The organism is Streptomyces sp. Y309 (genome assembly GCF_056712025.1).
Genome location: NZ_CM160048.1, coordinates 6,593,333 through 6,618,542, shown reverse-complemented (window position 1 = coordinate 6,618,542; position 25,210 = coordinate 6,593,333). Strand labels below are relative to the sequence as shown.

The following is a 25,210-nucleotide window of genomic DNA, read 5'->3' as shown; positions in this document are numbered from 1 at the left end:
AGACCGGTCGAGCAGGGGGAGGACGAGGTCGAGGAGGTGCGCACGGCACGCCGGAGCGCGCCGTACCTCCTCACCTCCGGCCTCGTCGCCGCCCTCGTCGTACTGAGCCTGCTGTCCGCCGGGATCGGCGCGTACGACATCCCGCTCGGCGACGTCGTCGCGTCCGTACAGCACCGGATCGGTCTCGGCGGGCACGCGCTCGACCGGGTCGGCGAGAGCGTGCTGTGGAACGTGCGGCTTCCGCGCGTGACGCTCGCGCTGCTCGTGGGCGGCTCGCTCGGCTGCGCGGGCGCGCTGATGCAGGGCGTGTTCGGCAATCCCCTCGCGGAGCCCGGCGTCATCGGCATCTCGTCGGGGGCGGCGGTCGGCGCGGTCGCCTCGATCGCGCTGGGGCTGAGCTTCTTCGGGAACTGGACCGTCACGGTGTGCGCGTTCGTCGCCGGGCTCGCCACCGTGCTGCTCGTGTACGTCCTGTCGCGCGACGGCGGCCGTACGGAAGTCGTGACGCTGATCCTCACCGGCATCGCCGTGAACGCCTTCGCGGGCGCGCTCATCGGGCTCTTCCTCTTCTTCGCCGACAACGCGCAGGTCACGCAGATCACGTTCTGGCAGCTGGGTTCGCTGGCGCAGGCGACCTGGCCGAAGGTGCTCGCCGTGCTGCCGTGCGCGGCCGCCGGACTGCTCGTCGCGCCGCTCTACGCACGCAAGTTGGATCTGCTCGCCCTCGGGGAGCGGCCCGCGCGGCACCTGGGCGTGGACGTGGAGCGGCTGCGGATGGTGCTCGTGCTCGTCGTGGCGCTGCTCACGGCGGCGGCCGTGGCGGTGGCGGGGATCATCACGTTCGTGGGGCTGCTCGTGCCGCATCTGCTGCGGATGGCGGCCGGTCCCGGGCACCGGTTCCTGGTGCCGGGCAGCGCGCTCGGCGGGGCCGTCGTCCTCGTCGGTGCGGACCTCGCGGCACGCACCGTCGCCGCGCCCGCCGAGCTGCCGCTCGGCGTGCTCACCGCGCTCTTCGGCAGCCCGTTCTTCTTCTGGCTGCTGCGCAGGACCCGCCGCAGGCAAGGGGGTTGGGCATGATCGGGCAGCTGAGCCGCAGGCTCTTCGGCGTACGTGACCGGGTGCCGCCCGAGCCGGTGTCGCCCGGCGAGGTGCTCGCCGAGGCCGCGGACGCGCGGGTGCGCCTCGGTGCGCGGGAGGTGCTGAAGGGGGTCACGGTCGCGGCCCGCGCGGGCGAGGTGCTCGCGCTCGTCGGGCCCAACGGGGCCGGGAAGTCCACCCTCCTTGCCGCGCTCGCCGCCGACCTGCCCGTCGCCTCCGGCGCCGTACGGGTCTGCGGGCGGGCGGCCGGGGCGTGGCCCGCTCCCGAACTGGCGCTGCGCCGGGCCGTGTTGCCGCAGTCGGCGACGCTCTCCTTCCCGTTCCCCGTGGAGGACGTCGTCCGGATGGGGCGCGCGCCCTGGGCCGGGACCCGCCTGGCGGACGAGGACGACAAGGCCGTGCGCGAGGCGATGGCGGCCACCGAGGTGAGCGGGTTCGCCGCGCGGCCGTTCTCCGCGCTCAGCGGCGGCGAGCGGGCCCGGGTGGCGCTGGCCCGCGTCCTCGCCCAGCGCGCCCCGCTGCTGCTGCTCGACGAGCCGACGGCCGCCCTCGACCTGCGCCACCAGGAGCTGGTCCTGCGGGTCTGCCGGGAACGGGCCGCCGCGGGCGACGCGGTGGTGGTCGTCCTGCACGACCTGGGCCTCGCGGCGGCGTACGCGGACCGCGCGGTGGTCCTGGACGGCGGGGTCGTCGCGGCCGACGGCGCCCCCGGCGACGTATTCGAGGACGGGCTCCTGTCGGACGTGTACCGCCAGCCCATCGAGGTGTTCCCGCACCCGCGGACCGGGGTGCCGCTGGTCGCTCCGCTCCGGGACGCCTGAGGCGGCGGTCCCCGCGCGGGGCCGGTGCCGCATGCTGTCCCTGTTCGCCGAAGAGACGCGGGGTTCACCGAAGAGGCGCAGGGGCGGGGATGTTCGACACCTTTCTGATCGGTCTGCGCGCGGGCCTGGCGGCGGCGGTGCTCATCGGTGTCCTCGTCGCGTACGTGGTGCGGTCGGGGCGGCGCGGGGCGCTGCGGGCGGTGGGGGCCGGGGGCGGCGCGGCGGTGGCGCTGTCGCTGGGCTTCGGCTGCGCGCTGACGTTCGGCTCGCGGGAGCTGACGTTCAAGGCGCGGGAGGCGTACGGGGGTTGGCTGTCGGTCGCCGCGGTGGTCCTGGTGACGTGGCTGCTGGTCGGCATGCGGCAAGCCGCCCGGCCGCGCGCCGCGGTGGTGGCCGGGGCGGCGTTCCTGGCCGTCGGGCACGGCGGTGTGGAGACGGCGCTGTTCTTTTGGGGAGCCGTGCGGGCGTCCGGCGACGGCACGCACGCCCCGCTGGCCGGCGCCGTCCTCGGGCTGCTCACGGCGGTGGCCGTGGGGTGGCTGTGCTGCCGTGGCATCGTGCGCGCCGGGCACGCGACGTTTCCGGGGTGGGCGGGGGCGACGGCGGCCGTGGTGACCGCGGGCGTGCTCGCGACGGGCGTGCGCCACCTGCAGGAGGCCGGGTTCGTCGGCGGCCTGCGGGACAAGGCCTTCGACGTCGGCGCGGCGGTCCCGCCGGACAGTTGGTACGGCATGCTCCTGGAGGGCGCGTTCGGCCTCCGGCCGGGTCCGACGGTGACGCAGACCGCGGTGTGGGCGCTGTATCTGTTGGCGGTGCTCGCGCTGTTGCTCGTGCCGTCGCCGGGCCGCCCGCGCATAGCCGGAGCCCGGCGTCGGGCCGCTTCCCGGTCCCGATAGGGTTCGGGCCCGGAAGGGGTAGGTGGAGGTATCCGATGAGCAGGGTTCGCAGACTCGGCCGGCCGGTCTCGTACGCGGTGGCGGTGGCGGTCCTCTCGCTGACGGCGAGCGGTTGCGTGACGGTGCACGGCGAGCGGGAGGTCGTCCGCACGGCGACCCGGCCCGAGGCCGTCCGCGCGCTGAAGGACTTCCTCACCGCCTACAACAAGGCGGACAAGGCGTACGACCCGGCCCTGGACGCGGCCCGCGTCACCGGTCCGCTCGGCGCCATCAACCAGGCGGGCCTGAAGGCACGGCACGCGCAGAACCCGGACGGCAACTCCCGGCACGTGCCGCTGAAGCTGACGGATGTGACGTACTCCATCCCCAAGAAGGCGGGCTGGCCGCGGTGGTTCGTCGTCGACGCGCTCGCCAACCGCAAGCCGCACGGCTACCGCTGGCTGATCGTCTTCACCCGCGTCGACGCGGACGGGCTCTGGCAGGCGACGTATCTCAACCTGATCCAGCCGGACCGGCTGCCGGAGCTGAAGAAGGACGAGGACGGCCACGTGGAGCCGGTCGACGTGGGCGCCTCCGGGCTCGCGGTGGCGCCGCGGCGGCTCGGCGGCGAGTACACGACGTTCCTGAAGTCGGGCGGCGACACCTTCACGCCCGGCGCGCACACCACGCAGTGGAAGGCGGCCCGCGACCGCAACAAGAAGCGGCTGGGCCTGGCCGTGCAGTACATCGACGAGCCGCAGAACGACGGCGCGTTCGCCCCGGTCGGCCTGCGCACGAAGGACGGCGGCGCGCTGGTGTTCTTCACCACGCACCACTACGAGAAGCAGACCGCGTCCAAGGGCCTCGACGTCACCGTGGAGCCGGACGTGAAGGCCCTGATGAAGGGCGAGGCCAAGCAGTCCGTGACGCTGGAGCGGGTCTCGAACCAGGTGGCCGTGGACCCCAAGGGCTCGGGCAAGGTGACGGTACTGAGCCGGATGCAAGGGTTGGTGGGAGCGAAGGGCGAGTAGGCGCTCCGCTGGTTGTCCGCGCCAGGCCGTCGTGCGCCTGCAGGCCCGTTGTGGCTGGTCGCGCAGTTCCCCGCGCCCCTTCAGGGCGCCACCGAACCGCAGCCCTTCAGGGCGCCCCGAACCGCAGCGGACATCACCCGACCTGCTCAGCCGCGCAGCGGCCAGGCCGCGATGTCCTCCGCGTCCTCCGCGTCGTCCTTGGTCTCCCCCGCGTACCGCGCGCACTCGTCGGTGAGGATCTCCAGGAGCGTCAGCGGGTCCGGCAGCGCGAACTCCGGTCCCCTGACCCAGCCGACCGCCAGCTCACCCGGAAGGCGCGCGGGCGGCACGAGGACGTACGACCCGCGGCAGTGCCAGCGCAGGCCGGGGTGCTCGTCCATCGTCTCGGGGTGGCAGTCCAGCTCGCACGGCCACCACTCGTCCTCGTCCTCGGGGGTGCCGCGGGTCGCCGTGAAGAACAGCATCCGCCCCTGGTCGCCCGCCCCGTCGGACTCCGCCACGGGGCCGACCTCCACATCGGAGGCGAGCAGCCGGGCGAGGGCGGCGCGCCCGGCGTCCAGGGGCACGTCCAGGACGTCGTGCACCATGCCGGTGGCGGTGATGAAGTTGGCCTGCGGCTGGTGCCGGGCCCAGCGCTCGATCTGCGCGCGGTCGGTGCTTGACTGCGTCTGCCAGGCGAAGGACACGGGGTGCCGGGCGGGGGTGGGACAGCCGATGCGGTCGCAGGAACAGCGGTACCCGGCCGGGTGGGCGGCGGGGGCGAGCGGCAGTCCCGCGGCGGCGACGGCGAGCAGCAGGTCCTCGCGGCGGGCGCTTTCGGCACCCGAGCCGTCGGCGCCCGTGCGCCCGCGGCGGCGAAGCCATTGGGAGATCCTGCTCTGCGCGCCGGACGGCCGGCCGTACTCTGCGCCCATCTATCCCCTCACCTTGCCATTGTGCGGAACAGCATGACCTATGGTCCCACCATCCTGCTCCCCGGGTGGCCGTAGTCCACATCCGGGGTACCTGGGGCAATGCCAGCCGCTGGGTGACATAGCGCGTCATTTCACACTATGCGTCTCATCGCACACCTACGGTGTTCGCCATGGTCACTAGGACTGTGCTGACGGGCCTCACCGCCCTGGCCCTCGTCGGACCGGCCGGCTTCACGACCCCTCTGGAGTGGGGCGGCGGCCCGCTGACCGTCGACGCGCTCCCGCCGGTCGTCTACACCGCGCACCGCGGCGGCGCCCTCGAAGTCCCGGAGAACAGCATGTCCGGCCTGGTGACCGCGTTCGAGCGGGGCACCGCGCAGGTCCTCGACGCCGACACCCGGATGCTGCGCGACGGCACGCTCGTGGTGATGCACGACGCGACCGTGGACCGCACGACGTACTCCACCGGACCGGTGCGCGGGCTGAACCGCGAGCAGTGGCGGCGGCTGCGGCTGCGGCCTCCGGCGGGCGTGCCGGGCCGGTGGCGGGCCGAGCGGCCGCCGACGGTGGCGGAGGTGCTCGACCGCTTCGGCGGCCGGATCATGCTGATGCTGGAGGCCAAGGACGCGCCGAGCCTGGCCAGGCTCGGCGCGATGATCCACGCGCGCGGCCTGGCCCGCTCGGTGTTCGTGAACTCCAACCGGCCCTCGGTCGCCCGCCGCGCCCACGAGCTGGGCCTGCTCGCCCAGTTGTGGCGCACGAAGGCCCAGCTCCGCACCGACCGCCCGGCGCGCTGGGCGTCCTTCGTCGACGTCCTGGACGTGGACTACAAGGCGCGTGACGCGGATCTCCTGCGCGCGGTCAACTCCGGCATCCCGCGGGTGTGGGCGCACACCGTGACCACGCCGCGCCAGCGCGACCGGGTGCTGCGGCTGGGCTGCGACGGCGTGATCACGGACGCGCCGGGACGCCTCGCACGTACGCCCAGAGCCGCATGACGCGGTGGGGTCAGCGGGGCGCGATGCCGTACAGGGCGTACTCGACGAGCTTGTCGGCGTACGCGTGGGTGAGCGGGCCGGTGCGCTGCATCCAGCGCTGGGCGAGCGGTCCCGTCCACAGTTCGAGGGCGATGCGCGGGTCGATGCCGGGGGCCACCTCGCCCCGCTCCTGCCCGGCGCGCAGCCGGTCGACGTAGAGCTGGAGCTGCGGCTCGAGCAGCTTCTCGAGGAATTCGGCGCCGAGCTGCTCGTTGACGACGCCCTCGGCGGCCAGGGCGCGGGCCGGGGCGTCGAACTTGGGGTCGGTCATCTCGTCGACGGTGGCGCGCAGGACGTACTTGAGGTCGGCTTCCAGGTCGCCGGTGTCCGGGATGGCGGTCGCGACCTCGTCGAGCCCCGCCTTCTCGCTGAGCTCGGCGTTGGCCTGCTCGGAGAGGTCGAAGAAGGCGTCGAGCAGGACGGCGCTCTTGGAGGGCCACCAGCGGTAGATCGTCTGCTTGCCGACGCCGGCGCGGGCGGCGATCGCCTCGATGGTCATCTTCGGGTAGCCGACCTCGCCGACCAGAGCGAGAGCGGCGTCGTAGATCGCGCGGCGCGAGCGCTCGCTGCGGCGCGTGGAGTCAGGGGCGGTTTTCTGGGCCATGACATCGAATGTAGCAGCGCCACGAGACGCCGCGTCTCACCAATCTCCGGACCAATCTCCGAACACTCCCCCGGCCACCCCCCGACCACCCTCCCGACCACTCGTAAATCACTCGACAAGACGATCCGTCTCGCTTACAGTCGAGAGCGAAGCGAGACGATACGTCTCGCCCAGCAGGGGTCACAGGTATCGATCACGGAGGTACGACATGTCACGAGGCGGATCCGGAATGCTCGGCGTCGGCGGTACGCGCAGCAAGCTCTCCCGCAAGGCGCTGCGCGGCGGCCGCGACGGGGGCCGTGTCGGCGGCGGGCTCAGCCCGCAGGAGCAGAAGCGCGAACTGCTCCGCAAACTTCAGGAGGGACGGTCTCCGAACACCGGAGAGGACACCGGAGATGACACCGGCGAGGACCGGAACACCGGAGAGAACGGGTCGCGGAACGACGGCTCGTGACCCCGGAACATCCGGTTCATGAGGAAATACCGCCCCGCAAGTCAGCTCGAAAGTCAGCACGTACCGCTCAGATCACTGCGCGAAGGCTCCTCAGACCGCACCATGGGCAGCAACAGCCCCTGCGGTCCGTGAGGAGCCTTCGTTGCATCGAGTCGCCCGGCGCGCCACACCCCGGCGCTACCTGATGTGCCCACCGGCACACTTCAAGGTCACGTACTCCATCAACCCGTGGATGGACCCCGCCAAACCCGTCGACGTCCCGCTCGCCGTCGCCCAGTGGGAAGACCTGCGGGACCGGTACCGCTCGCTCGGCCACACGGTCGAGGAGCTGAAGCCGCGTCCGGACCTGCCGGACATGGTCTTCGCGGCCAACGGCGCGACCGTCGTCGACGGCCGGGTCCTCGGCGCGAGCTTCGCGTACCCCGAGCGCCAGGCGGAGGCCGCGGCGCACCTGGAGTGGTTCCGCGCCAACGGCTTCACCGAGGTCCATGAGCCGACCCACATCAACGAGGGCGAGGGCGACTTCGCCGTCACCTCCTCCTACGTCCTCGCGGGCCGCGGCTTCCGCGCCAGCCCGCTCTCGCACGGCGAGGCCCAGGAGGTCTTCGGCCGCCCGGTGATCGGCCTCGACCTCGTCGACCCGCGCTACTACCACCTGGACACGGCGCTCGCGGTCCTCGACGACCGGGCCGACGACGTCATGTACTACCCCGCCGCGTTCTCGCCCGGCAGCCAGGCGGTGCTGCGCCGCCTGTTCCCGGACGCGCTGATCGCCGAGGAGCCGGACGCCGTCGCGCTCGGCCTGAACGCGGTCTCCGACGGCCTGCACGTGCTGCTCCCGCAGGCCGCGGTCGGCCTCTTCGAGCCGCTGCGCGAGCGCGGCTACGAACCGATCGGGATGGACCTGGGCGAGCTGCTCAAGGGCGGCGGCAGCGTGAAGTGCTGCACGCAGGAGCTGCGCGGCAAGTAGCGCACGGCGCGCGACGTACCGGTAGGTGCGGGTGGCCGACGACCACCCGCACCCCTTTTTTCTACATATACGTCAGCCCAGGTCGGCCGGGCACAGGCGGCGCGCGTGGGTGTCGGTGCGCAGCCGGGCGTCCACGCAGCCGCCGGGCAGGCCGGCGTGGGTCTTCTTGCCGAAGTTGGCGGTGACGGTGAGGATGCCGTCGCCGAAGACGGTGCGCTGGACCCGCCGGTCAGCGGTCAGGAACCGGAAGGACGTGAGCCGCTCGGTGCCGGCCGCCCGGTGCAGCGGCGCGAAGTACCGCTGAAGCGCGGCGAGTTCGGAGCCGTGCCGCTTCAACGCCGGGCCGTCGAGGACGTAGTTGAGCGGCCGGTTGTAGAGCATGGCGAGCAGCGCACGGCGGGTCTTCTCGGCGGGCAGCTTCTCGTACGAAAGCTCCCAGCGCTCGGCGCTCACGGTGGAGCCGTGCAGGGCTGTCCCGTACAACGGGACGCGGTAGCGCGGGTCGTACATGGCCTTGGAAAGAGAGGCCGGGAGCCGCACCGGCTTGAAGAAGATGCCCGGGGCGTTCTCCGGGTAGTAACCGCCCCACTTCTCGCGGTCCTTCTGCAGCGCCCACATGCCGTCGGCGACCGGGGTGGCGCTGCCGTGGTCGAAGGCGACTGCCTTGTTGGCCCAGGCCTGGGCGGACTCGGAACCGAGGACGAGTCCGGAGTCCGCGATCCGCCGCATCCGGGCGAGGCGGTGCGCGCGGTCGCCCGCCTTGGTCATCGGATGCGCGGCGGAGTGGTCGCGGAACAGTTCGCCGGTGGCGTCGACGTCGAGGAAGTAGCTGTCGGCGCCGTTGCGGACCATGGCCCGGGTGCGGTCGGCGAGCAAGTGCCGGGTGGGCTCGGCGCGTTCGAAGACGGCCGAGCTCAAGTAGCAGCCCCGGCCGCCGAATCCGGTGTGCGGCTTGCCGTCGGCGTCGCGCACGCAGAAGTCCGGGTAGACCGTGCCGGGCCAGACGGAGGTGGGGCTGTCGGCGGACTTCGGGTCCTGCCCGTTGGCGAAGGTGTCGTACGGGCCCACGAGGTACCCCGCCTTCTTGGCGGCGGCGACGGCCTTCTTCCCCATGGGATCGGCCCCGGCGTCGTACCCGAGCCACATCCGGTCCACGCCGAGCGCGCGCAGCCGCCGGATGCCCGCGGCGGTACGGGCCTCGCCCCACACGTACGCATGGAAGGCGCCGAGGAGCCGCTCGGTAGCCGGATTGCGGCGGATCTTCGCCTTCAGACTGCCGAGACGGCCGCGTTCGGCGAGGTACGCGCGGTAGTCGGCAGCCGGGGCGACGGGGCTGCCGTCGGTCAGGGCGAAGGTGACGGTGTACGTGCGGGTGCCGTCGCCGGCGTCGAAGGTGTGGGCGGCGGTGGTGCGGAGGCGGCCGCCGCGGGTCGCGTCGAACGCCAGGGATGTGCCGATGTCGGTGGGTATGAGGTAGCTGACGCCGCCCTGGCGTCGGCCGGAGGAGTAGCCCCAGAGGGGCAGGGTCAGGTCGGCGCCCATGTCGAGGGTGGTGCCCGGGAGTTTCTCCTTGCCGGTGGTCCAGAAGGGGTCCGCGGTGGGGATGTCCAGGCCTTCGCCGCGGGGAAGTTGAAGACTCCCGGAGGAGCTACGGGCGGCGTCCGCACCCGTGACCGGCCAGCGGAGCTTGGTGTCCCGGTGGGCCGTGAGGGTGAGCGACAGGCGCCCGTGATCGACCCGGGCGTCGGCCTCCAGGCCCCGGGTGGGGTAACTCCAGTGCGCCCGGCCGTTGTTGGCACGGTGGACTCGCCCCGGGCGGCCGAGGGCGGTGGCCGCGGGGGCGGAGAGGTGCTGGGTGCGGCCGCTGCTTGTGCGGGCGGTGACCGCGAGAGTGGCGGGGTCTATGAGGGCGGTGCCGCCGTCTACGGCCAGCGTGACGTGGGGGTGGCGGGGTGGGGCGGTGGCGGCTGCCGGGGTGGCTCCCGCGGCGGTCAGGGAGACGGCCAGGGCCAGGGTGAAGGTGCGCTTGACGGGCATGGGGTTGTGGATAGTGGGTGGGGTTAAGAGGGTTCTAAGAGGGGGTGGTTGTGCCCTCGCGGGGGGGGGCGCCCCAGGCCCGCCCCTTCCCGTAACCAGGGGGCTCCGCCCCCTGGACCCCTGCTTATCGCCGCTTCGCGGCTCGTCCTCAAACGCCGGACGGGCTGAGAATGTGCGGCTGAGTTCCAGCCCCTCCGGCGTTTGAGGAGCGGGGGTCCGGGGGCAGAGCCCCCGGTTTCGGGAAGGGGCGGGCCTGGGGCGCCCCCGCGAGGGCTACGACCCCGCCGGCGGCCACCCGTCGCCCCACCCCGTGCCCCGCGCCTCGCGATACAGCGCACCATGTCGCTTTGTCACCGTTTCCCGGCGCAGTGCGCCATCCGCGTCACACAGGTCAAGGAGAACTTGGCCCTTGCGGATCTGGGGCTTGCGGACAACGCGGCGAGGGACGGGCCCGACGGCGGGACCCCCGTCGGGCCGGACCGCCGCGACGTAGGAGAACTTCTCGTCCTCGTACGCCAACGAGCCGCCCTTGACCTGGCGGTGCAGGGAGGAGCGGGCGACGCGGACGGAGAAGTGGCACCAGTCCTCGCCGGGCACGATGGGGCAGGCGGCGCTGTGCGGGCAGGGCGCGGCGACGCGGAAGCCGGCGGCGACGAGACGGTCGCGGGCCTCGATGACGCGGGCGTAACCGTCGGGGGTACCGGGCTCGATGACGACGACGGCGCCGGTGGCGGCCCGGGCGGCGGCGTCGACGACGGCCGCACGGTCGGCGCCGGTCAGCTCGCCGAGGACGTAGGAGACGGTGACGAGGGCCACCGGATCCAGGTCGAGGGCGGCGGTGATGCGGGCGCGCTGCCACTGGACGGAGGCCAACTCCGGGTTGGCGGCGGCGATTTCACGGCCGAGGGCGAGGGCGGGCTCGGCCCAGTCGAGGACGGTGACGGGGCGCGCGCCGGGCCAGGTGGCGTTGACGGCCCAGGTCGCGGCGCCGGTACCGCCGCCGATGTCGGTGTGCCCCGCCGGACGCCAGTCGGCGGGGGCAGCCGCGGCGAGGGCGTCGAGGGCGGACCGGGCGGCCTCGAAGGTGGCGGGCATGCGGTACGCGGCGTAGGCGGTGACGTCGGCGCGGTCGCGCAGGACGGGGGCGCCGGTGGGGGTGGTGCCCCGGTAGTTCGCGATCAGCCGGTCCACGGCCTGGGCCGCCGCCTTGGGCGGCAGGTCTTCCAGGAGGCCCGCGAGGGCGGTACGGAGGGTCTCGGCGGGGGCTGCCGGGTGGGCCCCTGCGGGGGAAGCTTGGTCGCGCACCCCGTGAGTTTAGTGGCCCGGCGGAGTGGGGGCCGCCGCCACCGCACGCGCCAGCGCCGTGGCCGCACGGACCCGAGGCCCGTTGTCGGGGGGCCGCCGACGCGGGTGGACGGTGTTGGCGAGGAGGATCAGGAAGGTGTCCGTGGCCGGGTCGAGGACGAGGGACGTGCCGGTGAAGCCGGTGTGCCCGGCCGCGCCGCCGCCCGCGAGCTCCCCCATGAACCACGGCTGGTCCACGGCGAAGCCGAGGCCGGGCGGGGCGAGCATCAGGTCGACGTGCCGGGGCCCGAGGATCCGGGCCGTGCCGTAGGTGCCGCCGCACAGCAGGGTCCGGCACAGGACGGCCAGGTCACGGGCGGTGGAGAAGAGCCCGGCGTGGCCCGCCACTCCGCCGAGCGCCCAGGCGTTCTCGTCGTGCACCTCGCCGCGCAGCATGCCGCGGTCCGCCTTCGCCCACGGCCTGCGCTGGTCCTCCGTGGCGGCCGCGTCCGGGCACGGCCCGAAGCCGGTGGCGGTCATGCCGAGGGGCCGGGTGATGCCGTCGCGGATCAGCCGGTCCAGGCGGCGGCCGGTGACCCGCTCCAGGACCTGCTGGAGCAGCAGCATGTTCAGGTCCGAGTAGACGTACGCGCCGATCTCGCCGGACGGCGCCTCGGTACGCAGCGCCCGCAGCCGCGCCGGCACGTCCGGCAGCTCGTACAGCGGCAGCTCGGGCCGCAGCCCCGAGGTGTGCGTGAGCAGCCGGCGCACCGTGAGGCCGTGCCGCGCGGCGGCCGTGCACTCGGGGGCGTACCGGGCGACCGGCCGGTCGAGGTCGAGGGCGCCGCGCTCCACCTGCTGCACGACCGCGACGGTCGTGAACAGCTTGGTGAGGGAGGCCAGATCGAAGGGCGTGGCGGTGGTCATCGGGACGCGCTGCTCCGGCGGCAGCTCGACGCCCAGGGCGCCCACGGCGGCCGCATCGGTCTCCCCGGCACGCCCGGCGTCCCCGGCCGCCGCCGCGTACCGCACCGCCCAGCCCGCCGCCTCCTCCACCGCGATCACGGGACCCCGGCCCGCGAGGACGACGGCGCCCGCGCACCAGGGGCGGGGGCCGCGGGTCGCCGCGCGTACGTCGCGTACGAGACGGCGCAGCCCGTCGGCGTCGAGTCCGGCGCGGTCCGCGGGGCCCGGGCGCAGTACCCGGGGCGCGGTCAGCGGTCCGTCTTCCGCTGCTCGGGCAGGGGCGTGGTGCCCGCGTCGGGCAAGGGGGCCGCCGCGGCCGGGGGCTCCGGCAGCCGGGCGTCCTGGTTCTGCTGCCACGGGCGGCACAGTCCCACGAAGCAGCCGACGGCCGCCAGCGCGCACACCAGCTGGACGACGGCCATCGGCACGGCCGTCCGCTCACCCGCGATGCCGACCAGCGGCGAGGCGATCGCGCCGATGAGGAAGGAGGACGTACCGAGCAGCGCGGAGGCGGAGCCCGCGGCGTGCCGGGTGCGCATCAGGGCGAGGGCGTTGGTGTTGGGCATGGCGAGGCCCATCGCCGACATCAGCACGAACAGGCCGACGGCGATCGGCGCGAGACCGATGTCGTCCCCGAAGACCCCGCTCGTCATCAACAGCAGCGCGGTCGCGGCGAGCGTGATGACGGCGAGCCCGAAGCCGAGCGCCTTGTCGAGGCTGACCCGGCCGACGAGGAGTTTGCCGTTGATCTGGCCGACGACGATCAGGCCGACCGAGTTCACGCCGAAGAGCAGGCTGAACGTCTGCGGCGACGCCCCGTAGATCTCCTGGATGACGAACGGCGAGGCCGAGATGTACGCGAACAGCGCGGCGAAGGCGAAGCCGCCCGCGACCATGTAGCCCGTGAACACCCGGTCCGCGAGCAGGCCACGCATCGTACGCAGCGCCTGGACGGTGCCGCCGTCGTGCCGGTCCGCGGGCGCCAGCGTCTCCGGCAGGCGGCGCCACACCAGCAGGGTCAGCGCGACGCCTATGACCGTGAGGACGACGAAGATGCCCCGCCAGTCCGTCAGGCGCAGGACCTGGCCGCCGATCAGCGGCGCGACGATCGGGGCCACCCCGGAGATCAGCATCAGCGTCGAGAAGAACTTGGCCATCTCCACGCCGTCGTACAGATCACGGACGACCGCCCGCGCGATCACGATCGCCGCCGCGCCCGCGAGGCCCTGGAGCAGGCGGAAGGCGATGAGGAGTTCCGCGGTGGGGGCCAGCGCGCAGATCGCTGTCGCGAGGATGTAGACGAGCAGGCCGACGAGGAGCGGGCGGCGCCTGCCCCACTTGTCGCTCATCGGGCCGACGACGAGTTGGCCGAGGGCCATGCCCATGAGGCAGGCGGTGAGGGTGAGCTGGATGGTGGCTGCCGGGGCGTGCAGGGCGTCCGTGACCTCCGGCAGGGCCGGGAGGTACATGTCCATGGACAGTGGGGGCATGGCGGTGAGGCCGCCCAGGATGAGGGTGACGAGGGTGCCGGTCGCCACGCGGCGGGCGACGGGGTCCGTTGGTCCGGTGGGCCCCGCCGCCTCAGGTATCCGCCCCTCGGCCTGTCTGGCCTCCGCCATCGCGCCCCTCCCGGTAGTTGCTCGTGGCCCCTATCGTCTCAGGGCGCGGGGGGTGGTTGTGCCCTCGCGGGGTGCGCCCCAGGCCCGCCCCTTCCCGAAACCGGGGGCTCTGCCCCCGGACCCCCGCTCCTCAAACGCCGGAGGGGCTGAATACTTCGCCGGTGCGGCAGGGTTCTAGCCCGTCCGGCGTTTGAGGACGAGGCGCGAAGCGCCGATACGGGGGTCCAGGGGGCGGAGCCCCCTGGTTACGGGAAGGGGCGGGACTGGGGAAAGCCCCGCAGGGCCCTACGCCGGACGCAACCCCGGATCCCCCGCCTCCGTAACGAACGACGCCGCCGTCGTGAGCGGGGCTCCGGGGGTGGTGACGGCCGAGAGCGTCTTGAAGTCGGCGCGGGCCTCGGAGCGGCCGAGGGAGACGGTGACGTAGCCGCGCCGGCCGTTGTAGAACTTCAGGTGGGGGTTGGCCTTCATGTAGGTCTCCCAGTTGGCGGGCCGCTCCGCGCCGTCCTTCCCGCTGGAGATGGACGTGGCGACGATCTCGGTCCCGACCACCTTGGACGACGGCTCGTCGAAGTCGGCCTTGATGTCGAAGGCGTACCCGACGTGGACGTCACCGGTGAGGACCATGAGGTTGTCGACCCCGGCGGACCGCGCCCCGGCGAGCACGCGGTCGCGCGAGGCGGAGTACCCGTCCCACGCGTCCATGCTGAGCTTGGCGGCGGCGTTCAGGTCGAGCCTGCGCTGGGAGAAGGTGACCTGCTGCGGGACGACGTTCCACAGGGCGCGTGAGCGGCGCCAGCCGTCGATGAGCCAGCGCTCCTGGGTGGCACCGGTGATGGTGCGGCGGGGGTCGCGCGACTCGGGTCCCGGCACGTGCGCCACGTCCCCGTACGCCTGGTCGGACCGGTACTGCCGGGTGTCGAGGATGTCGAACTGGGCGAGCCGGCCCCAGTTCAGCCGGCGGTAGAGCTGCATGTCGGGCCCGGCGGGCCGCTGCGGGCGGCGCAGCGGCTGGTTCTCCCAGTACGCGCGGTAGGCGGAGGCCCGGCGCAGCAGGAACTCCTCGGGCGGGTTGCCGTTCTCGTCGAGGTCGTCGGCGTAGTTGTTCTCGGCCTCGTGGTCGTCCCAGGTGACGACGAAGGGGTGCGCGGCGTGCGCGGCGCGCAGATCGGGGTCGGACTTGTAGAGCGCGTACCGGCGCCGGTAGTCGTCGAGGGTCTGCGTCTCGCGGTTGAAGATGTCGGGCAGCACGCGGTCGGTGTACTTGCGGGCGCCGCCGGCGGAGTTCACGGCGTACTCGTAGAGGTAGTCGCCGAGGTGGAAGACCACGTCGACATCGTCCTCGGCCAGGTGTTTGTACGCGGTGAAGTAGCCGTCGTGGTACGCCTGGCAGGACACCGCGGCCAGGGTGAGCGCGGCGCGGCTGGAGGCGGGCGGCGCGGTGCGGGTGCGGCCCGTCTCGCTGAGCCACTTGCCGGTGCGGAAGCGGAAGTAGTACGTGCGGTCGGCGTCGAGGTGGTCGGCCTGGACGTGCACGGAGTGGTTGAACTCCGGGTGCGCGGTGACCGTGCCTCGTCTGACGACGCGCCGGAAGCGCGGGTCGCGGGCCAGCTCCCACTGGACGGTGACGCGCGCGGCGGGCAGCCCGCCGCCCTGCTCGAAGGGCCGGGGCGCGAGCCGGGTCCACAGCAGCACGGAGCTCGGCTGCGGGTCGCCGGAGGCCACGCCGAGGGTGAAGGGGTCGGCGGGCACGCGGGCGGCGTCCATCTCGGCCGCGCCCGCGACGCCGGCGGTGGGCAGGTTGGTGGCGAAGGCCAGGGCGGCGGCCGCGCCGGTGCCGGTGAGGAACCGGCGGCGGCCCAAGTGGCGTGCGGCGGCGCGGAGTTCGGGTGAGTGCTGAGCTGCGGGTGTCATGTGCCCCTCCCCTGAAGATGGTTGCAAGGGGCATTGGACTGGCCGGGGACGACACCCGCCTGTCACGTACACAACAGCCGAATGGCGGGCAGATGAGGTCCGTGTGGCGGACCCTCCCGTACGCTGCGGGGCCATGAACGCTGAGCGAACGGCACCCCCGAAGACCGCCGTGGTGACCGGAGCGGGCTCCGGAATCGGCCGCGCCGTCGCCCTCGAACTGCTCCGCGCGGGCTGGTCGGTGGCGCTCGCGGGGCGGCGCGAGGAGACGCTGCGCGAGACCGCGGCGCTGGCCGCGGCGCCGCGATCCGACGAGGCGTCACCCCTGGAGAGCCCGGACCCGGACCTGGACCCGGGCCCGGCCGCCCGCACCCTCTACCTCCGCACCGACGTCGCGCTCCCCGACGACGTGGCCGCCCTCTTCACCGCCGTGCGTGACCGCTTCGGCCGTCTCGACCTGCTCTTCAACAACGCCGGTACGTTCGGCCCCGGCGGCGTGCCCGTCGAGGAGCTGCCCTACGACGCCTGGCGCCGCGTCGTCGACACGAACCTCAACGGCGCATTCCTGTGCGCCCAGGCGGCCTTCCGGTTGATGAAGGAGCAGGACCCGCAGGGCGGCCGCATCATCAACAACGGTTCCGTCTCGGCGCACGCCCCGCGCCCGCTCTCGGTCGCGTACACAGCCACGAAGCACGCCCTGACGGGCCTGACCAAGTCACTGTCCCTGGACGGCCGCCCGTACCGCATCGCCGTCGGGCAGATCGACATCGGCAACGCCGCCACCGACATGACCGAGCGCATGCGCTCCGGGATCCTCCAGGCGAACGGGGAGCTGGCGGTCGAGCCGGTCATGGACGTGGCCGACGTGGCCCGCACCGTGCGGCACATGGCGGAGCTGCCGCTGGAGGCCAATGTGCAGTTCGCGACGGTGCTGGCCACGGCGATGCCGTACGTCGGGCGCGGCTGACAGCGGGTCAGCGGAGGGTGTGCGTAGGCCCGGTGGGGCCGATTGCAGTACGGCCGCGAGGGCCGAGTTCCAGTCATATGCCCGGAGTGCGCTCCGGAGTCGTACAGCGCCGGACTAAGCTCACTGCCCTCCACAGGAACTTCACACTCGGAGCACAACTTGCGCATACGTTCGATGGCCACGGCCGTCCTCGCCGCCACCGCCGTCACGGCCCCGCTGCTCGTCGCCACCCCGGCGGCCGCGGCGCGTCACCAGGGCGGTCTGCACCTCGGCTACATCCAGTTCGACAGCCCCGGCCGGGACACCAGCTCCCGCACCTCGGTGAACGGGGAGTGGGTGAACATCCACAACAACACCCGCGGCGCCATCCAGCTCAAGGGCTACAAGCTCAAGGACAACACCGGCTACACGTACACCTTCGGCAGCTACAAGATCGGCGCCGGCAAGACGGTGAAGGTCCGCACCGGCAAGGGCACCAACGCCTCGGGCGTGCGGTACTGGGGCCGCACCTGGCACGTGTGGAACAACACCAGCGACAAGGCCCGGCTCATCAAGCCGAACGGCTCGCAGCTCGACTCGTGCTCGTGGACGACCCGGGACAACGGGTACAAGAACTGCCACTGAGGACAAGCGGGTACGCAACACCACACGAATGACGGCCGCCGCGTGGCCGGGAATGGACCCGGTCGCGCGGCGGTTGTCGTGCGGCATGAGCCACAGCGACCGCACCGCGGACCACCCCGACGTACTGCGATACACCGCCTTCGCCACCGACCCGGCCGGCGGCAACCCGGCCGGCGTCGTCCTGGACGCCACCGGCCTCGGCGACGCGGACATGCTCGCCGTCGCCGAGAAGGTCGGCTACAGCGAGTCGGCGTTCCTGACCCCGGGCCCGGCCTCCCTCGGCGCCGAGGGCCGCGCCTTCACCGTGCGGTACTTCAGCCCGCAGGCCGAGGTCCCCTTCTGCGGGCACGCCACGGTCGCCACGGCGGTCGCCCTCGCGGAGCGCGACGGTCCCGGCGACTTCGTGTTCGCCACCCGCGCCGGGACCGTGCCGGTGAGTGTCGCCGAGTCCGGCGGGGAGCTGCGCGCGACGCTGACGAGCGTGGCGCCGCACGTCGAGGAGGCCGCGGCGGCCGACGTCGAGGAGGCGCTCGCCGCGCTCGGCTGGCGGGCGGCCGAGCTCGACCCGGGCCTGCCGCCCCGGATCGCCTTCGCGGGCGCCCGGCACCTGGTCCTCGCGGCGGCCACCCGCGCCCGCCTCGCCGACCTCGCGTACGACTTCGACCGTCTGAAGGCGCTCATGCTCCGGCTCGACCTGACGACCGTGCAGTTGGTGTGGCGGGAGTCGGACACGGTCTTCCACGCCCGCGACCCGTTCCCTGTCGGCGGCGTCGTCGAGGACCCGGCGACGGGCGCGGCCGCGGCGGCGTTCGGCGCGTACGCACGGGAGCTCGGCCTGGTCCCGGCCGCGGCGGAGCTGACGCTCCACCAGGGCGTGGACATGGGGCGCCCCGGGGAGCTCACGGTGACGCTGCGGGAGGGGGACGCGCGGGTGCGGGTTTCGGGGGCGGCGGTGCGCATCCCCGACTAGGGCGTGTCCGACGGGTCCGCCCGGAAGGACGGCGGGTCAGGCCTGACCGGTCTCGAACGTCAGGCCTGGCCCGTCTCGAACCGGGACACCTTCCCGTCCGCCACCGTGAACTGCCACTTCGTACGCATCTCGCCCCAGGTGTCGTTGCGGTAGCTGACCACGAGCCCGCGCCCGCCGTCCGACTCCGACTCGACGTCCATGTGGCCGTTGGAGGAGAAGATCTCGCGGTCGGCCCACTCGTGGAGGTCCCGGTCGGAGCCGTCGTCGGACATGGTCGCGTCGGGTGTGAGCAGGGCCTGGAAGGCGGCCTGGTCGTGGGAGTTCACCGCGCTGACGAAGGCCCGGACCGTGGGGTCGCTGAGCCGGTTTGTCTGAATGGTCATGGGCCCACGCTCGCACCGGGCCCGCCGCCCCGCCACCCGGGAACCCCCGTGCGACCCCTCACCCGTACGGCCGACCGCACCGCGTGCCCGGCGTCGCCGCGGTGGACGGTGGGAGGGAGACGACCCCGACTCCTGCTGGGAGCTGCCGTGACCCGTTCCTGTGCCTGTTCCTGTTTCGACCGGCGCGACGTCGGCCTGCTGCTGCTCCGCGTCGGCACGGGCGGGGTGCTCGCCGCCCACGGGACGCAGAAGCTCTTCGGCTGGTTCGGGGGCGGCGGGGTCGAGGGCACCGGCGCGTTCTTCGAGTCCGTCGGATACGCGCCCGGCAAGGTGAACGCCGTCGTCGCGGGGCTCGCGGAGGCGGGCGGCGGGGCGCTGCTCGCGCTCGGCCTCGCCACCCCGGCGGCGGGGTCCGCGGCGGCCGGCGCGATGGCGGGCGCGGCGCCCGTGCACGCGCCGAACGGCTTCTTCAACCAGAGCGGCGGATACGAGTACCCGGCCGTCCTAGGCCTGGTCTCGGCGGCTCTCGCCGTCACCGGCCCGGGCAGGATCTCCGCCGACCACGCGCTCGGCGACGTCCTGAACCGCCCCTGGATGGCCCCGGCCGCGCTGCTCGCGACGGCGATCGGCACGGCGGCGATGGTGCGGGCGCGCCACCGCAACGTACAGGCGGCACGGGCCGCGCAGCAGGACGTACCGCCCGAGGAGTGAGGCGCCGCCCGCCCGTGGCAGGCTGCACCCCATGGCCGACCCGATCCCCGTGCCGCGCGCGACCGACGCGGCAGCGCACACCCCCGCCGATGTCCCCGCGCCCGACCCCACGGACCTCTGGGGAGCCGTCGACCGTCTGCACGGCTGGCTGGAGTCCCACAGCCGGCACTCGCCCCGCGAGACCCTCCTGCTGCGCATGCTGAAGCTGTCGGAGGAGACCGGCGAGGTCGCCCAGGCCGTCATCGGCGCCACCGGCCAGAACCCCCGCAAGGGCACCACCCACACCTGGGACGACGTCCAGTCGGAGCTCTGCGACGTCGCCATCACGGCCCTGGTCGCCCTCCGCACCCTCACCCCCGCCCCGGAACAGGCACTCGCGAGCCGCCTGCGCGCGGTCGAGGAACGGTCGGTGCCGTCGTGACCGTCGTCTGCGGTACGGCCGCGTCCGAGCGCAACCGCGGTACGGCCACGTCCGACCGAAATCGCGGTACGGCCATGTCCGACCGAAATCCAGGAGCGTCCGCGCAGTTGACGGGCTAGCGTCCCCCGCCATGACCACCACCAGCAGCACCGACCTCACCGCGGCCGACGCTCCCCCGCCGCGGCTGGCCCGTCTCACCTTCCACGGGCCGCTGTCCGAGGCCCGTGCCGCCCGCATCGTGGGGCGGGCCGCCGAGGCTCTGCACCGCGTCCCGGGCGGCGGCACGGTGCTCGATCTCGGGTGCGGCTGGGGCGAGTTGATGCTCCGCCTCCTGGAGGCGGCCCCGGCGGCGACCGGCGTGGGCGTCGACCTCAATGCCGATGACCTGGCGCGGGGCCGCGCGAACGCCGACGCACGCGGTCTCGGCGGGCGCGCCGAGTTCGTCGCGGAGTCGGCGACGGACACTGCCCGCGGCCCCGCCGACGTCGTCCTGTGCCTCGGCTCCGCCCAGGCCCTGTGCCCGGCCGGCGCCGGACCCCCGCACACCGCCGGGGCGCTGCGCGCCCTGCGCCGCCTGGTCGCCCCGGGCGGGCGCGTCGTGCTCGGCGAGGGCTTCTGGCAGCGCACGCCCACGCCCGCCGAGCTGACCGCCATGTGGCCGGACGCCGACACTGGCGAGCACCTGTACCTGGCGGACCTCGTGGACGCGGCGGTCGCGGCCGGGTTCCGCCCGCTGTGGGTGGAGACGGCGGGCGAGGAGGAGTGGGAGGAGTTCGAGTCCGGGTATCTGGCCGACACCGAGGAGTGGCTGGCCGCCCGCCCCGGCCATCCGGCGGCCGTCGCGCTGCGCGAGCGCGCCGACCGGCACCGCGCCGCCTTCCTGCGCGGCTACCGCCGGGTGCTGGGCAGCGCGTATCTGACTCTGGTGCCGGTGTCCGAGGGCTGAGCAAAGAGAGGGCCGAGGAAACCGCGTCGACCGGGTCCGCGCGCCGAACTACCCTCGACGACCATGACCACCCTGCGGAAGATCCACGACGTACCCGTCCTGCTGTGTCCGCCCGACGGCGAAGCCATCGCCGCCGAGCGCGATGTCCTGGACCTCATCGGGAACGCCTCCTACCAGGGCGCCGAGTGGGTCGTGGTCCCCGCGGGCCGGTTCGACGAGGCGTTCTTCCGGCTGCGCACCCGCGTCGCGGGCGACATCGTGCAGAAGTTCGTGCAGTACCGCATGGGGCTCGTGGTCCTGGGTGACATCTCCCGGCACACGGAGGGGAGTTCGGCGCTGCGGGACTTCGTCCGGGAGTGCAACCGCGGCCGCCAGACCTGGTTCGTCGCCGACGACGAGGAGCTTTCGGAGCGCTTCAAGGGCTGAGCCCCGCGGCGCCGTACGCGGAAGGACGCCGCCGTCCACCGTCCGGACGGCGGCGCCCCCGCCTGCGTACGAACGAGCTCAGAACTTGAACGGCCCCGGCGACTGCGCCGATGTCGCGTTGCAGGTCGCCGTGATGCCGAAGACGACGACCTTCAGGGACTTGGCCTCCAGGCTGTCGCCCGCGGCGACGGTGCCCTTCAGCGGGCCGGTGGAGACGGGGCTGCCGGCGGGTATCGCCGGGTTGGAGTTGCCGCTGAACGTCGCGGTGCCGGAGCCGTTCTTGGTGAGCGTGAGTTCGGAGCTCGCCGCGCCCGCGCCGACGTCGATCGGCGCGGTGATCGCCGACGTCGAGATGTCGATGGTGGCCGCGGTGCCGTCCTGCGTGGCCTTGAGCGTCGCCTTGCCCGAGCCGAACGAACCGCAGTCGAAGTCGATGGTCGCCTCCTGCGGCTCCACCGCGCCCGCGGCCGGAGCGAGGACGAGGGCGCTCACGGCGAGCACGCCGGCGCCGAGGGCCGAGCCGAGGGCGAATCTGCCATGCCTCATGGGGGCCTGCCTTCAATGGGGGGAGTGTGGGGTGCCTGCCTCGCCGACCGCCGCCCGCAGTGGCCCGATTGCGGCCCGACGGGCCCGCCATGTCTGACGGTGAGTCAGCGATTTGGGTTGGGGTCATTGAGGCACAGGCCCCTTGGGAGAACAAGACACATCCTCATGATTTTTGACATGTCACAGCCAAATTCGGCCATGGTGCGGATGCCCCACGGGCGGGGGCAACGGGTGAACCCCGCCCTTCCCCGGCGCATGAACGACCCGCGGCGCGAATGAAACGCGGCAGTGAACGGCTACCATCACGAAGGTCGGAAGATATGACCGCAAGCCGCATGGCGACCGATCCCGACCGCGACCGAGCGGAACTGGGCGGGACTGAGCGGGGCTGAGCGGGACCGACCGAGACCGAGACCGACCTGGAGGCTCACCTTGTCCGAACCGCGCCTGGGTGTGGCCATCGTGACCATGGGCAACCGGCCGAAGGACGTCGACGCCCTGCTGGCGGCCGTGGCCAAGCAGGACGTCGCGCCGACGCGCCTGGTCGTCGTCGGCAACGGCACGCCGCTGCCGGAGTTCCGCACGTATCCCGGCGAGGTCACGGCGATCGAGCTCGACGAGAACCTGGGCTGCCCCGGCGGTCGCAACGTCGCCCTGCGCCGCCTGCGCGAGTTCGGCGACGTGGACGTGGCCATCGAGCTGGACGACGACGGCCTGCTGGTCGACGCCGACGTGTTCCGCACCGTCCAGCGCCTCTTCACGGAGGACTCGCGGCTCGGCATCGTCGGCTTCCGCATCGCGGACGAGCACGGCGAGACGCAGCGCCGCCATGTGCCGCGCCTGCGCGCCAAGGACCCGATGCGCCGCGGCCTGGTCACGTCCTTCCTCGGCGGCGCGCACGCCTTCTCGATGGAGATGCTGGCGGAGACCGGCGACTGGCCCGCGGACTTCTTCTTCACGCACGAGGAGACGGACCTCGCGTGGCGCGCGCTCGACGCGGGCTGGAAGGTGCTGTACGAGCCCTCGCTGCTGCTCCAGCACCCGAAGACGTCCCCCGCCCGGCACGCCGTCTACCACCGCATGACGGCCCGCAACCGCGTCTGGCTGGCCCGCCGCCGCCTCCCGCTCCCCCTGATCCCCCTCTACCTCACCGTCTGGACCCTCCTCACCCTGGCCCGCACCCGGTCGCTCGGCGGCCTGCGCGCCTGGGCGGGCGGCTTCGTCGAGGGCTTCCGTACGTCGGGGGGCGAACGCAGGCCGATGCGGTGGGCGACGGTGTGGCGGATGACGCGGCTGGGGCGGCCGCCGCTGATCTGAGGGGCGCGGGGCTCGGCGCCGCTCGGCCGCGTACGCCTGCTCGACCGCGCACTCCCCTACTCGGCCGCGTACTCCGCGTACTCCACGTACAAGGGAGTGGCGACGACGTACCGCGCGCCGCCGGGGTCGCCGTCCTCCAGGGCGGCGGTGACGCGGGCGTAACCCTGCATCCAGGCGGCCGTCTCGACGGGCGACTGCCGGTCGAGGGCGGCGAGGACCTGGCGGGTGCCTTCGACGAGGGTCATCCGGCCGACGGGCTCGCGGGCCCGCTCGCTCGTGGCGCCGGGCTCGGCGGTGAGGGAGCTGAGCAGGGTGGACGCGTGCGTGGTGACGAGTTCGACCCAGGTGCCGCCGGCGCTGTTGAAGTCGGCGCCCCCGCGCGGCACCTCCTCCGCAAGGGCGGGCGGCTCGACCTCGACCGGCTCCCGGTCGCCCGTCAAGTGCCCCACGGAACCGTGCAGCAGTAACCGCACGGCTCCCCCGCTCCCGTACCCGTCCACGGCGCCGGGCGGATCGACGAACAGCACCATCCCCGGCGCGACATCGCGCAGCACACGGAAGTTGAGGGGTGCCTCGAACTGCACCCAGCTGCCCGCCCGCAGCCCCGGCTCCGCGAACCACCCCGCCGTACCGGACACGTGCCGCACGATCCGCCGCAGCCGCTCGCCCCGCTCCCGCTCGGCGTCCGGCGCCTCCTGCTCGAGCCCCACGCCGCCCACCGGAGTGGTGACCTGCCAGCCGCCCCGGACCAGCCGCCGACGCCGCTCGGGCATGAACTGCCGCAGCTTCCGATCGGACAGATACACAAGCTCGCGCACGACGCTCCTCGGGGGTGAGCCGACTCCGGCGAGTGCCATTGTGGGCGCGGCGGGCGACCGGGGTGGATGGGACACGGGAAACGGGAACAAGTGACCGATCCTGGTGGGGACTTCGCTCGTCGAGCACCGTCGCCCCGCGGGCCAGCACGAGCCCGCCCGCCGTGTCGTAGGCCGTAGCCCGCCCTCGTGAACGGGCACAACCCGTGATCGTCGGCGTCGTTATGCGGGCGGAGAGGGCTGAGGCGACCACCGAGGACGACGACAGGGCGGGCCGGGGAATCGATGACAGAAACGCTGCCGCACGGCATCGGCCTCCCGGGCGCTCGCGGGCCCGCGTCGGATGCCGGGGCACCCACACCCAGTCTCGGGGGCGAGGACGGCGGGACTCTTGAACTCGGGCCGGACCACGAGGAGTTCCTCGGCCTTCTGCGGTCGGGGACGGCGCTGGTCGAACCCGTCCTGCGCGAGGCCGTGGACCGGCTGCACGCGTCCGTGGCCACGGTGTGCCGCTACCACCTGGGATGGGACGGCGACGGCGACACCGGCGACGGGTCGTCGGTGGCACGGGCGGGCAAACGGGTCCGGGCGGCGCTGGCGTTCCTTTCGGCGCGCTCGGCCGGTGCGCCGGAGGAGTTCGCCGCCGTCGCCGGTGCCTCGGTCGAACTCGTTCACCAACTGTCCCTGCTCCACGACGACATCATGGACGGCGACACCGAGCGCCGCGGCAGGCCCGCCGCCTGGGCCCGCTTCGGCACCGGACCCGCCGTACTCGCCGGGGACGCCCTCGTCGTCCAGGCCGTCGCCACGATCTTCCACGCGCGGGCTCCCGGCGCCCGTGCCGCCACGGAGGAACTCATCGACGCCGTGGAGCAGATGGTGGCGGGGCAGGCGGAGGACCTCGCCCTGGAACACCGGTCCGCCCGCGAGGTGTCCGTGCGCAGGTACGTGCACATGGCGCGCGGCAAGACCGGGGCGCTGTTCGGCTGCGCGGCGGCGCTCGGGGCCGTGCTCGCGCAGGCACCGCCGCCCGTCGTACGGGCCCTGCGGGGCGCCGGCAGCGATCTCGGGGTCGCGTTCCAGATCCTCGACGACGTGCTCGGCCTGTGGGGCGACGCAGCCCTCACCGGGAAGCCGGTCGGCGCGGATCTGGTGCGCGGCAAGAAGACCCTCCCGCTGCTGCTGGCCGCGGGTTCGGGCACGGCCGACGGCCGGCGGCTCGCGGCCCTGCTCGGCCCCGCCCCGCTGCCGCAGGACCGCGTCCCCGAGGTCATGGGCCTGCTGGAGACCACGCACAGCCGGGAACGCGCCGAGGCGGTGGCGGCCCGCCATGTGACGTCGGCCGTGACCGCTCTGGACGCGGCGGGACTCCCCGGGGACGTACGGCGGCAGTGGCAGGTGCTCATCAACTGCCTGTCGCAGCGCAGAGGTTGAGGCCGCCATGCGCGTCCCCCACACCAGAA

Annotated in this window: 26 protein-coding genes; 16 read left to right on the top strand and 10 right to left on the bottom strand. The window is 73.5% G+C overall.

The window, feature by feature from the left end:
* Positions 1-36: 36 nt before the first annotated feature.
* From AC0KTA_RS27350 to AC0KTA_RS27335, 4 genes are all read left to right on the top strand, one after another.
* Complete coding sequence (locus tag AC0KTA_RS27350; RefSeq protein ID WP_481056580.1) at positions 37-1,077, top strand: FecCD family ABC transporter permease; 1,041 nt, start codon at positions 37-39, stop codon at positions 1,075-1,077.
* Positions 1,074-1,919: a heme ABC transporter ATP-binding protein gene (locus AC0KTA_RS27345; protein ID WP_481050869.1), complete on the top strand. Its 846-nt coding sequence runs from the start codon at positions 1,074-1,076 to the stop codon at positions 1,917-1,919. The genes AC0KTA_RS27350 and AC0KTA_RS27345 overlap by 4 nt, the downstream gene beginning before the upstream one ends.
* Positions 1,920-2,008: 89 nt before the next feature.
* Positions 2,009-2,815 carry an FTR1 family iron permease gene (locus AC0KTA_RS27340; protein ID WP_481050868.1) on the top strand — a complete coding sequence of 269 codons (807 nt, stop codon included), beginning with the start codon at positions 2,009-2,011 and terminating at the stop codon, positions 2,813-2,815.
* A gap of 35 nt (positions 2,816-2,850) precedes the next feature.
* Positions 2,851-3,825 carry an SCO2278 family lipoprotein gene (locus tag AC0KTA_RS27335; RefSeq protein WP_481050867.1) on the top strand — a complete coding sequence of 325 codons (975 nt, stop codon included), beginning with the start codon at positions 2,851-2,853 and terminating at the stop codon, positions 3,823-3,825.
* A gap of 146 nt (positions 3,826-3,971) precedes the next feature.
* On the opposite strand, the gene AC0KTA_RS27330 is transcribed toward AC0KTA_RS27335, so the two are convergent.
* Complete coding sequence (locus tag AC0KTA_RS27330; RefSeq protein WP_481050866.1) at positions 3,972-4,739, bottom strand: bifunctional DNA primase/polymerase; 768 nt, start codon at positions 4,737-4,739, stop codon at positions 3,972-3,974.
* Between the two features lie 170 nt (positions 4,740-4,909).
* Between AC0KTA_RS27330 and AC0KTA_RS27325 the strand changes: the two genes are divergently transcribed.
* Positions 4,910-5,737 carry a glycerophosphodiester phosphodiesterase gene (locus AC0KTA_RS27325; RefSeq protein ID WP_481050865.1) on the top strand — a complete coding sequence of 276 codons (828 nt, stop codon included), beginning with the start codon at positions 4,910-4,912 and terminating at the stop codon, positions 5,735-5,737.
* A 10-nt stretch (positions 5,738-5,747) separates the two neighbouring features.
* Here the strand turns inward: AC0KTA_RS27325 and AC0KTA_RS27320 are convergent, their stop codons facing one another.
* Positions 5,748-6,380, bottom strand: a complete 633-nt coding sequence (locus AC0KTA_RS27320; protein ID WP_481050864.1) for a TetR/AcrR family transcriptional regulator — start codon at positions 6,378-6,380, stop codon at positions 5,748-5,750.
* A gap of 208 nt (positions 6,381-6,588) precedes the next feature.
* Between AC0KTA_RS27320 and AC0KTA_RS27315 the strand changes: the two genes are divergently transcribed.
* Positions 6,589-6,834 (top strand): DUF6243 family protein, encoded by a 246-nt coding sequence (locus tag AC0KTA_RS27315; protein ID WP_481050863.1) that lies wholly within the window; start codon positions 6,589-6,591, stop codon positions 6,832-6,834.
* A gap of 142 nt (positions 6,835-6,976) precedes the next feature.
* On the top strand, positions 6,977-7,804 hold the full coding sequence (ddaH, locus tag AC0KTA_RS27310; RefSeq protein ID WP_481050862.1) for a dimethylargininase: 828 nt from the start codon (positions 6,977-6,979) through the stop codon (positions 7,802-7,804).
* 72 nt (positions 7,805-7,876) lie between these two features.
* Here ddaH and AC0KTA_RS27305 read toward each other — a convergent pair whose 3' ends face one another.
* The 5 genes from AC0KTA_RS27305 to AC0KTA_RS27285 all read right to left on the bottom strand — a co-directional run bounded on the left by AC0KTA_RS27305 (position 7,877) and on the right by AC0KTA_RS27285 (position 15,624).
* Entirely contained in the window at positions 7,877-9,841 is a 1,965-nt protein-coding gene (locus AC0KTA_RS27305; RefSeq protein ID WP_481050861.1) for a glycoside hydrolase, read from the bottom strand.
* Positions 9,842-10,114: 273 nt separating this feature from the next.
* Complete coding sequence (locus AC0KTA_RS27300) at positions 10,115-11,146, bottom strand: small ribosomal subunit Rsm22 family protein (protein WP_481050860.1); 1,032 nt, start codon at positions 11,144-11,146, stop codon at positions 10,115-10,117.
* A gap of 9 nt (positions 11,147-11,155) precedes the next feature.
* The gene (locus AC0KTA_RS27295; protein WP_481056579.1) at positions 11,156-12,325 is read right to left on the bottom strand and encodes a serine hydrolase domain-containing protein; all 1,170 of its coding nucleotides are present in this window, start codon (positions 12,323-12,325) and stop codon (positions 11,156-11,158) included.
* Between the two features lie 14 nt (positions 12,326-12,339).
* Positions 12,340-13,710 (bottom strand): multidrug effflux MFS transporter, encoded by a 1,371-nt coding sequence (locus AC0KTA_RS27290; protein WP_481050859.1) that lies wholly within the window; start codon positions 13,708-13,710, stop codon positions 12,340-12,342.
* Between the two features lie 285 nt (positions 13,711-13,995).
* Entirely contained in the window at positions 13,996-15,624 is a 1,629-nt protein-coding gene (locus AC0KTA_RS27285) for an alkaline phosphatase D family protein (RefSeq protein WP_481050858.1), read from the bottom strand.
* A gap of 133 nt (positions 15,625-15,757) precedes the next feature.
* Here AC0KTA_RS27285 and AC0KTA_RS27280 point away from each other — a divergent pair, with 133 nt between their 5' ends.
* The 3 genes from AC0KTA_RS27280 (at position 15,758) to AC0KTA_RS27270 (ending at position 18,182) form a co-directional block, all read left to right on the top strand.
* Entirely contained in the window at positions 15,758-16,588 is an 831-nt protein-coding gene (locus tag AC0KTA_RS27280; RefSeq protein WP_481050857.1) for an SDR family oxidoreductase, read from the top strand.
* Positions 16,589-16,747: 159 nt separating this feature from the next.
* Complete coding sequence (locus AC0KTA_RS27275; protein ID WP_481050856.1) at positions 16,748-17,212, top strand: lamin tail domain-containing protein; 465 nt, start codon at positions 16,748-16,750, stop codon at positions 17,210-17,212.
* Between the two features lie 85 nt (positions 17,213-17,297).
* Positions 17,298-18,182, top strand: a complete 885-nt coding sequence (locus tag AC0KTA_RS27270; RefSeq protein WP_481050855.1) for a PhzF family phenazine biosynthesis isomerase — start codon at positions 17,298-17,300, stop codon at positions 18,180-18,182.
* A 59-nt stretch (positions 18,183-18,241) separates the two neighbouring features.
* Here the strand turns inward: AC0KTA_RS27270 and AC0KTA_RS27265 are convergent, their stop codons facing one another.
* The gene (locus tag AC0KTA_RS27265; RefSeq protein ID WP_481050854.1) at positions 18,242-18,565 is read right to left on the bottom strand and encodes a nuclear transport factor 2-like protein; all 324 of its coding nucleotides are present in this window, start codon (positions 18,563-18,565) and stop codon (positions 18,242-18,244) included.
* A gap of 147 nt (positions 18,566-18,712) precedes the next feature.
* Here AC0KTA_RS27265 and AC0KTA_RS27260 point away from each other — a divergent pair, with 147 nt between their 5' ends.
* From AC0KTA_RS27260 to AC0KTA_RS27245, 4 genes are all read left to right on the top strand, one after another.
* A complete protein-coding gene (locus AC0KTA_RS27260) occupies positions 18,713-19,276 on the top strand; it encodes a DoxX family protein (RefSeq protein WP_481050853.1) in 564 nt (187 codons plus the stop codon).
* A gap of 31 nt (positions 19,277-19,307) precedes the next feature.
* Positions 19,308-19,697, top strand: coding sequence for a MazG-like family protein (locus AC0KTA_RS27255; RefSeq protein WP_481050852.1), 390 nt, complete (start codon positions 19,308-19,310; stop codon positions 19,695-19,697).
* Positions 19,698-19,827: 130 nt separating this feature from the next.
* The gene (locus tag AC0KTA_RS27250; protein ID WP_481050851.1) at positions 19,828-20,643 is read left to right on the top strand and encodes an SAM-dependent methyltransferase; all 816 of its coding nucleotides are present in this window, start codon (positions 19,828-19,830) and stop codon (positions 20,641-20,643) included.
* A gap of 63 nt (positions 20,644-20,706) precedes the next feature.
* The gene (locus AC0KTA_RS27245) at positions 20,707-21,069 is read left to right on the top strand and encodes a DUF4180 domain-containing protein (protein WP_481050850.1); all 363 of its coding nucleotides are present in this window, start codon (positions 20,707-20,709) and stop codon (positions 21,067-21,069) included.
* A gap of 78 nt (positions 21,070-21,147) precedes the next feature.
* On the opposite strand, the gene AC0KTA_RS27240 is transcribed toward AC0KTA_RS27245, so the two are convergent.
* Positions 21,148-21,615, bottom strand: coding sequence for a hypothetical protein (locus AC0KTA_RS27240; RefSeq protein WP_481050849.1), 468 nt, complete (start codon positions 21,613-21,615; stop codon positions 21,148-21,150).
* Positions 21,616-22,047: 432 nt separating this feature from the next.
* On the opposite strand from AC0KTA_RS27240, the gene AC0KTA_RS27235 reads away from it, so the two are divergent.
* Positions 22,048-22,932 (top strand): glycosyltransferase family 2 protein, encoded by an 885-nt coding sequence (locus AC0KTA_RS27235; protein WP_481050848.1) that lies wholly within the window; start codon positions 22,048-22,050, stop codon positions 22,930-22,932.
* Positions 22,933-22,988: 56 nt separating this feature from the next.
* On the opposite strand, the gene AC0KTA_RS27230 is transcribed toward AC0KTA_RS27235, so the two are convergent.
* Positions 22,989-23,750: an SAVMC3_10250 family protein gene (locus AC0KTA_RS27230; RefSeq protein WP_481050847.1), complete on the bottom strand. Its 762-nt coding sequence runs from the start codon at positions 23,748-23,750 to the stop codon at positions 22,989-22,991.
* Between the two features lie 282 nt (positions 23,751-24,032).
* Here AC0KTA_RS27230 and AC0KTA_RS27225 point away from each other — a divergent pair, with 282 nt between their 5' ends.
* Complete coding sequence (locus AC0KTA_RS27225) at positions 24,033-25,181, top strand: polyprenyl synthetase family protein (RefSeq protein WP_481050846.1); 1,149 nt, start codon at positions 24,033-24,035, stop codon at positions 25,179-25,181.
* The last annotated feature ends 29 nt before the right edge of the window (positions 25,182-25,210 follow it).